The organism is Nocardioides sp. Root1257, from assembly GCF_001425175.1.
GTDB lineage: Bacteria > Actinomycetota > Actinomycetes > Propionibacteriales > Nocardioidaceae > Nocardioides.
The window spans coordinates 741,922-754,509 of the sequence record NZ_LMDV01000009.1 but is presented as its reverse complement, the minus strand read 5'-3'; the positions used below and the strand labels follow the sequence as shown (position 1 = coordinate 754,509).

11 protein-coding genes are annotated in these 12,588 nt (G+C 73.3%); 4 read left to right on the top strand and 7 right to left on the bottom strand.

Annotation, left to right across the window (positions count from 1 at the left end; all coding sequences use genetic code 11):
- Positions 1-91 precede the first annotated feature (91 nt).
- On the bottom strand, positions 92-1,087 hold the full coding sequence (locus ASC77_RS17690) for a LacI family DNA-binding transcriptional regulator (RefSeq protein ID WP_056155965.1): 996 nt from the start codon (positions 1,085-1,087) through the stop codon (positions 92-94).
- Positions 1,088-1,153: 66 nt separating this feature from the next.
- On the opposite strand from ASC77_RS17690, the gene ASC77_RS17685 reads away from it, so the two are divergent.
- Genes ASC77_RS17685 through ASC77_RS17675 form a run of 3 tightly spaced genes read left to right on the top strand, consistent with a single transcriptional unit; the run spans position 1,154 to position 5,117 of the window.
- Positions 1,154-2,521 (top strand): MFS transporter, encoded by a 1,368-nt coding sequence (locus ASC77_RS17685; RefSeq protein ID WP_056155962.1) that lies wholly within the window; start codon positions 1,154-1,156, stop codon positions 2,519-2,521.
- Complete coding sequence (locus ASC77_RS17680; protein ID WP_056155959.1) at positions 2,518-3,369, top strand: shikimate dehydrogenase; 852 nt, start codon at positions 2,518-2,520, stop codon at positions 3,367-3,369. The genes ASC77_RS17685 and ASC77_RS17680 overlap by 4 nt, the downstream gene beginning before the upstream one ends.
- Positions 3,366-5,117, top strand: a complete 1,752-nt coding sequence (locus tag ASC77_RS17675) for a sugar phosphate isomerase/epimerase and 4-hydroxyphenylpyruvate domain-containing protein (protein ID WP_056155956.1) — start codon at positions 3,366-3,368, stop codon at positions 5,115-5,117. The genes ASC77_RS17680 and ASC77_RS17675 overlap by 4 nt, the downstream gene beginning before the upstream one ends.
- A 67-nt stretch (positions 5,118-5,184) precedes the next feature.
- Here ASC77_RS17675 and ASC77_RS17670 read toward each other — a convergent pair whose 3' ends face one another.
- The 4 genes from ASC77_RS17670 to ASC77_RS17655 are packed head-to-tail and all read right to left on the bottom strand — an operon-like array spanning position 5,185 to position 8,874.
- The gene (locus ASC77_RS17670; RefSeq protein WP_056155954.1) at positions 5,185-6,105 is read right to left on the bottom strand and encodes a cation diffusion facilitator family transporter; all 921 of its coding nucleotides are present in this window, start codon (positions 6,103-6,105) and stop codon (positions 5,185-5,187) included.
- A gap of 19 nt (positions 6,106-6,124) precedes the next feature.
- Complete coding sequence (locus tag ASC77_RS17665) at positions 6,125-7,087, bottom strand: glutathione S-transferase family protein (protein ID WP_056155950.1); 963 nt, start codon at positions 7,085-7,087, stop codon at positions 6,125-6,127.
- Positions 7,088-7,123: 36 nt separating this feature from the next.
- Entirely contained in the window at positions 7,124-7,801 is a 678-nt protein-coding gene (locus tag ASC77_RS17660; protein WP_056155947.1) for a DUF6518 family protein, read from the bottom strand.
- 41 nt (positions 7,802-7,842) lie between these two features.
- On the bottom strand, positions 7,843-8,874 hold the full coding sequence (locus ASC77_RS17655) for a putative zinc-binding metallopeptidase (RefSeq protein ID WP_056155945.1): 1,032 nt from the start codon (positions 8,872-8,874) through the stop codon (positions 7,843-7,845).
- Between the two features lie 91 nt (positions 8,875-8,965).
- Between ASC77_RS17655 and ASC77_RS17650 the strand changes: the two genes are divergently transcribed.
- The gene (locus tag ASC77_RS17650; protein WP_056155942.1) at positions 8,966-9,187 is read left to right on the top strand and encodes a hypothetical protein; all 222 of its coding nucleotides are present in this window, start codon (positions 8,966-8,968) and stop codon (positions 9,185-9,187) included.
- Positions 9,188-9,198: 11 nt separating this feature from the next.
- Here ASC77_RS17650 and ASC77_RS17645 read toward each other — a convergent pair whose 3' ends face one another.
- The gene (locus ASC77_RS17645; RefSeq protein ID WP_056155939.1) at positions 9,199-10,086 is read right to left on the bottom strand and encodes a transglutaminase family protein; all 888 of its coding nucleotides are present in this window, start codon (positions 10,084-10,086) and stop codon (positions 9,199-9,201) included.
- Positions 10,087-10,096: 10 nt separating this feature from the next.
- Complete coding sequence (locus tag ASC77_RS17640) at positions 10,097-12,586, bottom strand: circularly permuted type 2 ATP-grasp protein (protein ID WP_056155936.1); 2,490 nt, start codon at positions 12,584-12,586, stop codon at positions 10,097-10,099.
- Positions 12,587-12,588 lie beyond the last annotated feature (2 nt).

The following is a 12,588-nucleotide window of genomic DNA, read 5'->3' as shown; positions in this document are numbered from 1 at the left end:
AACGAACATGACGGACCGGCCCCTCGTCGTGTGACATGGCCACCGGGTGGAGTCGGCCGGTCGCGGGGGAGCTGGCCGGCTCCCTTCTCGTTCAGCCGCGCGCGGCGCCGGTGGACCGGCGTACGACGAGCTGGGTCGGCAGCACCCGCGTCGGCGGGTCCTCGGTCCGTTTGACGACCTGCGCCACCACGGCCTCGACGGCCCGCGCTCCGGCGTCCTCGGTGCGCTCGGCGAGCGTGGTGAGCGTCGGGCTGCAGAAGTCGGAGCCCACGATGTTGTCGAAGCCCACCACGCTCACCTCGTCCGGCACCGCGACGCCACGCTCGGCGAGGCGGATCATCACCCCGATCGCGAGCATGTCGTTGTGCGCGACGACGGCCGTCGCCCGGGCGCCCACCACGGCGTCCGCGGCGGCCGGGCCGCCGCCGAGGGTCGGCGTGTAGGGGCCGAACCGGGTGGCCCCCATGCCTCGCGCCTCGGCGGCCGCGCGGAGCCCGGCCCACCGCCGCGCACCGGACCACGACTCGGGAGGGCCGCCGAGGAAGACCAGCGACTCGTGGCCGAGCGACTCGAGGTGGTCGACGATCTGCCGGGTCCCGGTGTCGAAGTCGGCGACCACGCACGCCAGCCCCGGCGTCGCCCGGTTGACCAGCGCGATCGGGTTGAGCTCCGCGGCGCGGCGCAGCTCGTCGTCGGGCAGCCTCGAGGCGCTGAGCACGAACCCGTCGACGGCGGGACCGAGGCGGCGGATCAGCTGCTCCTCGGTCGCGGGGTTCTCCTGGGTGTCGCCCAGCACGAGCGTCAGCCCGGCCGCGGCCGACGCGCGCTCGGCACCCTTGATGACGCCGGCGAAGTAGGGGTTGGTGATGTCGGGGACCAGCAGGGCGAGGGTGTTCGTGCGGCCCGACTCGAGCGCTCGGGCGGCCGGGTTGGGGGCGTAGCCGAGCTCCGCGGCGACCTCGAGCACGTGCTCGCGGGTGGCGTGGTTGACCCGGTCGGGACGGGTGAAGGCGCGCGAGACGGTCGACGCGGCGACACCGGCCGCGGCCGCGACGTCGGTGATCGTGGCACGCTTGCGAGGAGGCACCCCACCATCATGGCAAGAAATGGCAAACGCTTGCCATGTGACGCCCGCCACCTCAGCCTCGACGACATGACGACACCGACCACGGCCACCGAGCCGACCCGCACCCCGGGCAGGGCCGCCGTCGCGGCCTGGTTCGGCAGCGCGCTCGAGTACTACGACTTCGCGATCTACGGCACCGCCGCCGCGCTGGTCTTCCCCGACATCTTCTTCCCCGAGGGCAACCACACGGCCGCGACCGTCGCCGCGTTCGCCACCTTCGGCGTCGCGTACGTCGCCCGTCCGATCGGCTCGTTCGTCCTCGGCCACATCGGCGACCGGCTCGGGCGCAAGAAGGTCATGATCGGCACGATCCTGCTGATGGGCGTCTCGACCTTCCTGGTCGGCTGCCTCCCGACGTACCACTCGGTCGGCATCCTCGCGCCGGTCCTGCTGGTCGCCCTGCGCATCCTCCAGGGACTCTCCGCCGCCGGTGAGCAGGCCGGGGCCAACTCGATGTCCTTCGAGCACTCCCCCGACGACCGTCGCGGCTTCTTCACGAGCTTCACCCTCAGCGGCACCCAGGGCGGCCAGATCCTGGCGCCGGCGGTGTTCCTGCCCCTCGCGGCGGTGCTGTCGGACGCGCAGCTGCAGTCGTGGGGCTGGCGGATCCCGTTCTGGATCAGCGCGGTGGTCGTCGTGGCGGGCCTGGTGATCCGCCGCCGGCTCGAGGAGACCCCGGAGTTCCAGGCCGAGAGCCAGACCGACAGCACCCCGCGTGCGCCGCTGGCCTGCCTCTTCCACGACCACTGGCACGCGGTGGTCCGGGTGTTCTTCGCGGCCTTCATCGCCACGGTCAACACGATGTTCGCGGTCTTCGCCCTCAACTTCGCGACCTCCGACGACTACGACATCGGCATCAGCAAGGACACGATGCTCTGGCTCGCCATCGTCGCCAACCTGGTCGCCATCGCCGTGATCCCGTTCTGGGCGCGACTCTCGGACCGGATCGGCCGCAAGCCCGTCTTCGTCACCGGCCTGCTCGGCAGCGCCGTCCTCGTCGTCGCCTTCCTCGGCGCGATCGCCCACGGCCAGGTGGCCCTGATGTTCGTGCTCGGCGTGGCCCTGGCCGGCGTCGTCTACTCGATGCCCAACGCCGTCTGGCCGGCGACGTACGCCGAGTACTTCCCGACCAGCGTCCGCCTGTCCGGCATGGCGATCGGCACCCAGTTCGGCTTCGCCCTCGCGGGCTTCACCCCCACCATCGCCGGCGCGCTGATGGGAGGCGACGCCGACAACTGGTACAAGGTCGCGCTCTTCGCGGCAGGCGCCTGCGTGGTCTCCGCGATCGCCGTGCTGACCGGCCCGAGCGGCACCCACCGGATCCCCACCCGCGAGATCGGCGTCCGACCGGCGCCGGCCACCCGGACCACCCCGTCGGTCCCGGTGCACGCATGAGCACGTCCTTCGTCCTGGGCCTGGTCGGCGAGGGCATCTCCGCCTCGCTCACCCCCGCCATGCAGGAGCGCGAGGGGCGCGAGTCGGGGCTCCAGGTCAGCTACCGGATCATCGACGCCGGCCGGCTCGGCCTCGGCGCCGACGATCTCCCCGCCCTCCTCGACTGGGCGGAGCGGCTGGGCTTCGACGGCCTCAACGTCACGCACCCGTTCAAGCAGGCGGTGCTGCCGCTGCTCGACGACCTCTCCGACGACGCGGCCGACCTCGGCGCGGTCAACACCGTGGTCTTCCAGGACGGTCGCCGGCTGGGCCGCAACACCGACTGGTCCGGGTACGGCGCCGCCTTCCGCGCCGCGCTGCCCGACGCGGTCCACGACCGAGCGGTCGTCGTCGGAGCGGGCGGGGCCGGGGTCGCGGTCGGTTACGGGCTGCTCGACCAGGGCGCCGAGCACGTCGCCGTGCTCGACAGCGACCCCGAGCGGGCCGAGGCCTGCGCGATCCGGCTCGCCAAGAGGTACGGCGACGACCGGGTCACCCCCGTCACCGACCTGGCCCGCGCGCTCGAGGGCGCCCAGGGTGTCGTCAACGCGACCCCGGTCGGGATGCACGGCCACCCCGGCTCGTCCGTGGCCGAGAGCCTGCTGCGACCCGACCTCTGGGTCTCCGACGTCGTCTACTTCCCGCTCGACACCGAGCTCGTCCGCACCGCCCGCGCGCGCGGCTGCCGCGTCGTACCGGGCGGCGGGATGGCGGTGCACCAGGCCGTCGGGGCCTTCGAGTACTTCACCGGCCGGGAGGCCGACGCGGACCGGATGTCGCAGCACTTCGCGGAGCTGACGCGCCCATGAGGAGGGGGATCGCGACCGTCTCCCTCAGCGGCGTCCTGGCCGACAAGCTCGACGCGATCGCCGCAGCCGGCTTCGACGGCCTGGAGATCTTCGACAACGACCTGGTCGCCTCGCCGCTGTCGCCGCGCGAGGTCGCCGCTCGCTGCGCGGACCTGGGCCTGTCCATCGACCTCTTCCAACCGGTGCGCGACGTCGAGGGCGTCCCGCCCGAGCGGTTCGACGCGGTGCTGCACCGGTTCCGCGCCAAGCTGGCGGTGATGGCCGACCTCGGTGCCTCCACGGTCCTCTGCTGCTCCAACGTCGGCGCCGACACGGTCGACGACCCCGACCTCAGCGCGGCCCAGCTGCACGCGCTCGGCGACCTCGCGGCCGACCAGGGCGTCACGATCGCCTACGAGGCGCTGGCCTGGGGCCGTCACGTCAGCCGGGTCGGCCAGGCGTGGGACGTCGTACGACGCGCCGACCACCCGGCCGTGACCCTCGCCGTCGACACGTTCCACCTGCTCGCGCGCGGGGACGACGGGTCTGCGCTGGCCGGGGTGCCGGGCGAGCGGATCGGCTTCCTCCAGGTCGCCGACGCCCCGCTGCTCGACATGGACGTGCTCGAGTGGAGCCGGCACTTCCGGTGCTTCCCGGGCGAGGGCACCCTCGATGTCGCGGGCGTGGTCGCCGCGACGCTCGCCACCGGGTACGCCGGACCGGTCTCGCTCGAGGTCTTCAGCGACGTCGTCCGGGAGGCCGACCCGGCGGTGACGGCGCGGGACGCGATGCGGTCCCTGGTCTTCCTCGAGGAGCAGCTGGGCGCGACCGGCATCCCGCCCGCCCCGGACGCGGTCGACCCGGCGTTCCTCGAGCTGCCCGGGTCCCCCGCCGTACCTCCGCTGCTGACGGCCCTCGGCTTCGCGCCCGCCGGTCAGCACCGCAGCAAGCCGGTGACCTGGTGGCGCAACGGCGAGGCGCACGTCGTCGTCAACGACGGCGCGGTCACCGACCCGGCGCTGGGCGTCGTCGCCGCGCCGGTGTCCGGGGTCGCCGAGCGCGCGAAGGCGCTGCTGTGGCCGGCCGTCGACCGCACCCGCGGCTCGGGCGAGGCCCTGCTGCCGGGCATCACCTCGCCCTCGGGCCTGCACGTCTTCGTCAGCGACCGCCCGGGGGAGGCCGACGACTGGCAGGGCGACTTCGAGCCCGCCGACGCCACCGACCGCGGGGACCTCCTCGGGATCGACCACGTGGTGGTCGCCGTCCCCGACCTCCTGCTCAACGAGGAGGTCTCGTTCCTGCGTACGCTGCTCGCCCTCGACGCCGGGACGGCCGAGGAGTTCATGGAGCCGCACGGCCGCCTGCGAAGCCGCGCCTTCCGCCCCCGCCACGGCTCGCTGCGGATGGTCGTGAACGTCGAGGAGTCGGAGCGCGCCGGGGGCTCCGGCCTCACACAGGTCGCGCTCGCCAGCCCGGACGTACGGGCCACGGTGCGGGCGCTCCGCGCCGCCGACGTACGGCTGATGCCGGTCCCCGACAACTACTACGCCGACCTCGGCGCCCGCTTCGCCCTCGCGCCCGACCTGCTCGCCGACCTGCGCGAGCACGGCCTGCTCTACGACCGCGCGGGCGACGGCGAGCTCCTGCACGCCTTCACCGCTCCGCTCTCCCCCGGCTTCCACGTCGAGGTGCTCGAGCGCCGCGGCGGGTACGACGGCTACGGCTCGGCCGGCACCCACGTAAGGCTGGCGGCCCAACGGTCGGGGTAGTCCCTGACGTTTCGGCCCTCCGGGGACCCGATCGAGGACCATTCCGTCAGGGACTACCCCTCACGGCTCAGTGCAGCTCGCCCAGGTCCTCGTGGTCCTGGTGGGTCACCGGCTCGACCTGGAACGTCGAGTGGCGTACGTCGAAGTGCTCGGCCGTGCAGCCGGCGAGCCGGTCCAGGATGCCGCCCACACCGTCGGCGTCGAGGGCCTCCTGCGTCACGGTGACGTGCGCGGAGAGGCTGGGCATGCCGCTGGTGATGGTCCAGGCGTGCAGGTCGTGGACATCGACGACGCCGGGCATCTCCATCAGGTGGCGGCGGACGTCCTCCAGGTCCATGCCGGCCGGGGCGATCTCGAGCAGCACCGACGCCGACTCGCGCAGCAGCACGAGGGAGCGCGGCAGGATCAGCACCGCGATCACCAGCGAGGCGATCGAGTCGGCGCGCTCCCAGCCCCACAGCAGGATGACGACGCCCGCGAGCACGGCGAGGATCGAGCCGACCAGGTCGGCGAGCACCTCGTTGGCCGCGCCGCGGAGGTTGAGAGAGCCGGTGTCGGAGCGGTTGAGGATGGCCAGCGAGACGGCGTTGGCGACCAGGCCGACCGCGGCGAAGGCGATCATCGGGCCGGCGTCGACCGAGGTCGGGTCGGCGAGGCGGGTGATCCCGGCGTACGCGAGGTAGCCGCAGACCGCGAGCAGCACCACGGCGTTGACCAGCGCGGCGAGGATCTCGGCGCGGTGCAGGCCGAAGGTGGAGCGCGGTCCGCCCGGCCGGGAGGCGACGTACGACGCCCCGAGCGCGAGCACCACGGCGGCCGCGTCGGTGGCCATGTGCCCGGCGTCGGCGAGCAGCGCGAGCGATCCGGTGACGAAGGCGCCGACGACCTCGAAGACCAGGACGACCACGGTGACGCCGAGCACCCAGCGCAGGCGGGCGCGGTCCTCCGCGCGTCCGGCCGCGTGCCCGTGGTCGTGCCCGTGTCCCATGCGGCCAGCCTAGAGAGGCTCAGCCCCGACCGTGGGGCTGCAGCCAGACCGCGGGATCGGGGCCCTGCGGCACGACCTGCGTGGGGTTCAGGTCCTTGTGCACGACGTAGTAGTGCGTCTTGATCTGGTCGAAGTCGGTGTTGCCACCGAAGGCCGGCAGCGCGTAGAGCTCGCGCGCGTAGCCCCACAGGTTCGGCATCTCGGTGAGCTTCTGCCGGTTGCACTTGAAATGTCCGTGGTAGACGGCGTCGAACCGCGCGAGCGTGGTCCACAGCCGCACGTCCGCCTCGGTGATCGCGTCGCCCATCAGGTAGCGCCGGGTCGAGAGGCGCTCCTCGAGCCAGTCGAGGGCGACCCAGAGCCGGTCGTACGCCGCGTCGTACGCCTCCTGCGACCCGGCGAAGCCGGCGCGGTACACGCCGTTGTTGACCTCGGTGTAGACGCGCTGCATGACCTCCTCCATCTCGTCGCAGAGGTCGGCCGGCCACAGGTCGGGTGCGTCCGCGCGGTGGTGCTCGCGCCACTCGAAGAAGAAGTCGTGGGTGATCCACGGGAAGTCGTTGGTGACGACCTGGCCGCTCGGCACGTCCACGATCGCCGGGACCGTGATGCCGCGCGAGTAGTCGGGGAAGCGGGCGAGGTAGGCCTGCTGGATCCGCTCGATGCCGAGCACCGGGTCGACGCCGCCGGGGTCGAGGTCGAAGGTCCAGCTGCGCTCGTCGTGGGTCGGGCCGGGCGTGCCGAGGGAGATGACGTCCTCGAGGCCGAGCAGCTGGCGCACGATGATCGCGCGGGTCGCCCACGGGCACGCCTTGGCGGCGACGAGCCGGTAGCGGCCGGGCTCCACCGGCCACAGGTCGCCGTCGACCGGGCCGTGCTCGGGCGTCCGACCCTCCCGCGTGATGCGGTCCGGGATGTACGTCGAGTCGCGCTTGAACTCGCCGGAGGAGACGTACGCCGCGGTGTCGCCCGAGTCGCTCATGCCGCCCAGCCTAGGTGAACGCTCAACGACTCCTCGTCAGATGGAGACGCCCGTGGACACGAACGCGGCGGCGACCACGAGGCTGAGCGGCAGACTGAGGACCAGCGCCGGGATCGTGACCCACGGCCGGCGCAGCGACGCGGCGAGCATCACCAGCGCCAGCAGGACCAGCACCCGCGGCTCGCCGCCGACCCCGCCGCCGACCCCGTCGCGCCCGACGAGCTGCCAGGCGTCGCCGAGCAGCAGCGAGACGCCGACCGCCAGGCCGACCACCGCGCGGACCCACGAGCCACCGGCGGCCCAGGCGCCGGCCGCGCCGTAGATCGCCCCGGAGATGCCCGCGAGGACCAGCCACTCCGTGGCGACCGGCGAGGTCAGGATCCAGCGGTCGCTGCCCCACAGGACCACCTCGGCCGCGTAGTACGCCTCCACCGCGACCGCCAGCATCACGACCGCTGCCACCGCCGCGCGCAGGGTGTCGACCCGGAGCACCGCACCCAGGGCGAAGGCGCAGGCGGCCCAGCCCGCGCACGAGTTCGCGACCGAGGACCACGCCGACGGGTGCGAGGTGGACCACCAGAGGTCGACGACCCCGAGCGCCAGACCGACGGCGACGGCGACCGCGAGCACGACGGGCGTCGACGGACCGACGTACGACGGCGCGGCGGGCCGGGCGGGCGACAGGACGGGCGACGGGGCGTGGTGGGTGCTCATGGCGTCCAGCCTGGTCGGCCGGACGCCCGCCGGCCTCGCCCTCAGGTACCGGACAGCTGGCCGGAGGTGCCGTCCTCGGACGGGGCGAGCGACGCCACGAAGGCGAGCTTGTCGACGACCGCCGGCGGGATGACGAACGGGTAGAGGTCGTCCTTGCCCATGCTGCGGTTGATCATGTTGAGCGCGACCGACAGCGGCACCCACACGCCGACGACGACGTCGCGGAAGCTGCTGAAGGCGGTGACGGGCGCGACCGTCGCCAGCCCGAACTCGCCGGCGGTCTCGATGGTGTCGCAGATGTGCAGGTAGTGCGCCCAGGTCTCGGCGAAGTCCTCGAACGGGTGCATGGTGGCGTAGGTCGAGATGTACTCGTCCTCCCACCCGACCGGCGGTCCCTCGGAGTAGTGCCGGTCGATCTCGGCCTGGTAGTCCTTCGACTCGTCGCCGAAGAGCTCGCGACAGCGCGCCATGCGTTCCTCGCCGCGCACCAGCTGCCACTCGTAGTAGTGACCGACCTCGTGGCGGAAGTGTCCGAGCATGGTGCGGTAGGGCTCGGCCAGCTGGGCGCGGACCTTCTCCCGGTAGGCGGCGTCGCTCTCGGCCAGGTCGATGGTGATCAGGCCGTCCTCGTGGCCGATCACCACGTTGTCCTCGCTCGAGCGCTCGGTGGTGCTGAGCAGGTCGAAGGCCAGCCCGTTCTCGGGGTCGGTCGCCTTGCCCACCACCGGGAAGCCGAGGGTGTCGAGCTCCACGACGAGGTGCCGCTTGGCCTGCTCCGCGAGCCGGAACTGCTCGAGCCCCTCGAGGTCGTCGTCGGCCGGCCGGGTGCGGGTCAGGTCGCAGGCGAAGCAGGTGCCGCCGTGGACGGGTGCCAGCCAGGTGCAGCCGGAGAGGTTCAGGTTGGCGCAGACCCACCAGATCGCGCCGGACGCGTCGACGTACCTCCCGGTCTCGTCGACCGGCACGATCGACCGCTCGTCGCGCGAGAACCCGAGGGCCGTCCCGCACGACACGCAGACGGAGTTCTCGAAGTAGAGGGGGTTGTCGCAGACGCGGCATCGGTAGGACTTCACGGGGGTGAGGTTCCCAGTCGCACGCACTCCCACGCCATTCCGGTGGGCCGGTTACCCGCCGGTCGCTTCGGAGGCGCATACTCAGAGGACAGTGAGCACTTCATCCGGGCCCCGAGGCCGACACCTCGCCAGCAGCCCCTTCAAGCCCAAGGTCGAACTCCCGATCGAGAACTTCGAGGCGGGCGACCTGGTCTCGCACGACTCGTACGGCGTCGGCCGGGTGGTCAGCCTGGAGTCGGACGCCGTCACGGTCGACTTCCGGGACCAGACGGTGCGGGTCGCGAGCCCGTACCGGAAGATGACCAAGCTCTAGAGGGACCTGGCTCAGACCGGCTCGACGTCCACCGAGACATCGAGCGTGGATGTCGTCGCCTCCGTGAAGATGACGCCCTTCACCGGCGGCACGTCCCCGTAGTCGCGACCCCAGGCGACGGTCACGTAGCGGTCGCCCACCCACTGGTCGTTGGTCGGGTCGATCGCGAGCCACTCGTCCACCCCGCCGTCGCGCCCGGGGAGCCACACCGCGACCCACGCGTGCGAGGCGTCGGCGCCGACGATCCGCTCCTTGCCCGGAGGTGGCTCGGTGGCCAGGTAGCCGCTCACGTAGCGGGCGGCGAGCCCGTGGGTGCGCAGGCAGGCGATCGTCAGGTGCGCGAAGTCCTGGCAGACCCCGGCCCGCTCGCGCAGGGTCTCGGCCACCGTCGACGTCACGGTGGTTGCCGTCGCGTCGTACTCGAAGTCGGCGTGGATGCGGTGCATCAGGTCGGTGACGGCCGCACCGATCGGGCGGCCGGGCCGCAGCGACTCCGCGCCGTACGCCCGCGCCTCGGGGGTGTGCTCGACCGCCGCCGAGGGCAGTGCGAAGTCGGTGGCCCGCCAGCCACCGGGCAGGGACGGGTCGACCAGCGGCCGGGCCTGCTCCCAGGGCGTCGCCAGTGCCGTCTCGTCGTACGCCGGGACGGTGACCTCGACGTCGCTGCGACCCCGGACCACCAGCTCGCGGTGGGGCTGTGTCACCTGGAAGTACGTCGCGGTGTTGCCGTAGCAGTCGATGTCGTGGGACAGGTCCACCGGCGCCGGCGTGACCTCGACGTCGGCCGAGGCGACGGTCTGCGACGCCAGCGCGCGCGGCACGAGGTGGGCGACGCCGAGGCTGTCGGTGACGTCGTCGTCGTAGCCGTAGGTCGTGGCGTGGTCGATCACGTACCTCATGACTCAGCCCTCATGACCCGGCCTCCGAGACCAGCGAGAGCCCGAGCGAGCCGAGCGGCCGCGGCGGCGGTCCGCTGGCGAAGTGCACCTCGGCGACGGCGTCGGCCACCCTCTCCAGCGACACCTGGAAGACGTCGAGGAAGCGGACCAGGTGGGGCCGCTCGACGCCGCCGATCGTGACCAGCTCGGCCACGTCGACGGCGGCGAGCTCGTCGAGCAGGTCCGACAGCAGCCGCTCGGGACGTGACGAGCCCGTCGACGCGGGCAGCGCGACGAGGTGCTCGCGTGCGGCCGCGAGGGAGAAGGCGATGGAGCGGGGGTTCTCGGCGTCCATGAGCAGCAGCTCGAGCACGCCGGCGGGCCGCACGTAGCCGCGGTAGCGGCGGCGGTGGGTGACCGCGCTCTCGGTCGAGACCAGCAGCGCGTTCAGCACCTCGCGGTCGACGTCGATGCCGCGCCGCTCGGTCGTGGTGGCCGCCAGCAGGTGGCAGACCTGGAGGGCGCGCTCGAGCGCGCGACCGAGGCCGATCGCGTGCCACCCGGGGTCCCGGATCATGCTCGCGGTGACGCCCTGGAGCGAGAGGATCCCGCTCAGCATCCGGCCTGCGCTCTCGGCGACCTGGTGGCTGTGCCGGCTGCCCTCGAGGGCCTCGACCGCACGGTCGGTGGCGCCGAACGCGCGCCAGGTGTCCGGCGAGAGCTGGTCGCGCACCCCGCGCAGGGCGTCGCGCAGGCCGTCGAGGCCGTAGGCGACGCCACCGGCGCGGCCGCCGTCGAGCAGCAGCGAGCGGAAGTCGGCGTCGTAGGCGCCGGCACCGTCCTCGAGGCCGGCCGGCGGCGGTCCGGCCATCCGGTGCACGGCCGCCATCAGCACCGCCAGGCTCGCGCCGCCGGTGGAGCGCGGCCGGGTGCGGAAGTCCTCGGCGAGGGTGTGCGCGGCGAGCACCAGCCGCAGCAGGTCCTCGACGCGCTCGGCGTACCGGCCGAACCAGAACATGTCCTCCAGCACGCGCGGCACCGTCATCGGCACCGAGCGGCTCGCCGTCATCGGCAGCACGCCGGTCAGCCCCTGGTCGGCGTCGCCGGCGCTGGCCTTGATCACCCAGACGTCCTTGCTGGTCGGGGTGGTGGCATCGAGCCAGCCGCTCGCCATGCCTCCGACGAGCGGTCGGTAGGCGGAGCCGTAGCGGAGCGTGAAGGTGCGCAGCGTGACCGGCACGGCCCGGGTGCCGCCGCGCGACCAGGTCGGCGACTGCGAGAGCGGCAGCCGCTCCTGGCCGACGAAGCGGTACGGCGCCGCGAGCACCCGCGCGCGGAGGTCGTCCGTCGAGAGGTCGGCGAGGGTCTCTGGGCGGCCGTCGATCTCGGTCACGGTGAGGGCGTCGAGCCGGTCGAGCACGTGGTCGAGGGAGTCGGGATCGCCGCACCACCAGGTCGGCACCGAGTCGAGCCGCAACGGCTCGCCGAGGAGCGCCTCGCAGGCGGCCGGGAGGAACGGCAGCAGCCCGGGGTTCTCGAGCACGCCTGCCCCGAGCCCGTTGACGACCCGCACGCGGCCGCGGCGTACGGCCTCGACCAGGCCGGCGACGCCGAGCTGGGAGTCGCCGCGCAGCTCCAGCGGGTCGCTCCAGGCGGCGTCGACCCGGCGCAGGATCACGTCGACCCGCTCGAGCCGGCCCGGTGCCCGGAGGTAGACCCACCCGTCGCGGACGACCAGGTCACTGCCCTCGACGAGGGGGAAGCCGAGCGCGGAGGCCACGAACGCCTGGTCGTAGGCCGTCTCCGAGTGGGTGCCGGGCGAGAGCACCACGACCCGCGGGTCGGCCAGGTCACCCTGCGCCGACTGGATCAGCGCGGAGCGCAGCGCCCAGAAGTAGGGTTCCATCCGGTGCAGGCCGGCCTCGCGGTAGAGCTCGGGCATCACCCGGGAGATGACGCGGCGGTTCTCCATCGCGTAGCCGATGCCCGAGGGCGCCTGGGCCCGGTCGCCGAGCACCCTCCAGGCACCGTCGGCGTCGCGACCGAGGTCGGTCGCGGCCAGGACCAGGGGTCGCGGGTCGATCGCCTCGGGGCGGGCCACGACCCGGGTGTAGCCGCCGTGGCCGAAGACCACCGCCGCCGGCACGATGCCCTCGGAGAGCAGCCGCTGGTCGCCGTACAGGTCGACGAGGATCGCGTTCAGCAGCTCGGCCCGCTGCGCGAGCCCGACCTCGACGGGAGCCCAGGCGGCGGCGTCGATCACCAGCGGCACCGGGTCCAGCCGCCAGCGCCCGTGCCCGCGGCCGGGCCGCGCGTAGGTCACGCCGTCGTCGGAGAGGAAGCGGCCGATCTCGGCCTGCACGCGACGCAGGTCGGCCTCGGTGATCCCGACCGCGACCTCGGCCAGCCCCTTCCACGCGGGGCGCAGCGAGCCGTCGGGGGCGACCACCTCGTCGTAGCGGGCGGCGCCGCCGAGCGTCGGCTGGGTGACCGTCGCCGCGTAGTCGCGCAGCACGGTCATCG

What these genes read in the sequence shown, in the direction of transcription:
- ASC77_RS17685 (WP_056155962.1), top strand. Translation starts at nt 1,154, where the DNA reads ATGACGACACCGACCACGGCCACCGAGCCGACCCGCACCCCGGGCAGG.
- ASC77_RS17670 (WP_056155954.1), bottom strand. Translation starts at nt 6,105, where the DNA reads ATGGGACACGGGCACGACCACGGGCACGCGGCCGGACGCGCGGAGGAC.
- ASC77_RS17660 (WP_056155947.1), bottom strand. Translation starts at nt 7,801, where the DNA reads ATGAGCACCCACCACGCCCCGTCGCCCGTCCTGTCGCCCGCCCGGCCC.
- ASC77_RS17665 (WP_056155950.1), bottom strand. Translation starts at nt 7,087, where the DNA reads ATGAGCGACTCGGGCGACACCGCGGCGTACGTCTCCTCCGGCGAGTTC.
- ASC77_RS17645 (WP_056155939.1), bottom strand. Translation starts at nt 10,086, where the DNA reads ATGAGGTACGTGATCGACCACGCCACGACCTACGGCTACGACGACGAC.
- ASC77_RS17675 (WP_056155956.1), top strand. Translation starts at nt 3,366, where the DNA reads ATGAGGAGGGGGATCGCGACCGTCTCCCTCAGCGGCGTCCTGGCCGAC.
- ASC77_RS17640 (WP_056155936.1), bottom strand. Translation starts at nt 12,586, where the DNA reads ATGACCGTGCTGCGCGACTACGCGGCGACGGTCACCCAGCCGACGCTC.
- ASC77_RS17680 (WP_056155959.1), top strand. Translation starts at nt 2,518, where the DNA reads ATGAGCACGTCCTTCGTCCTGGGCCTGGTCGGCGAGGGCATCTCCGCC.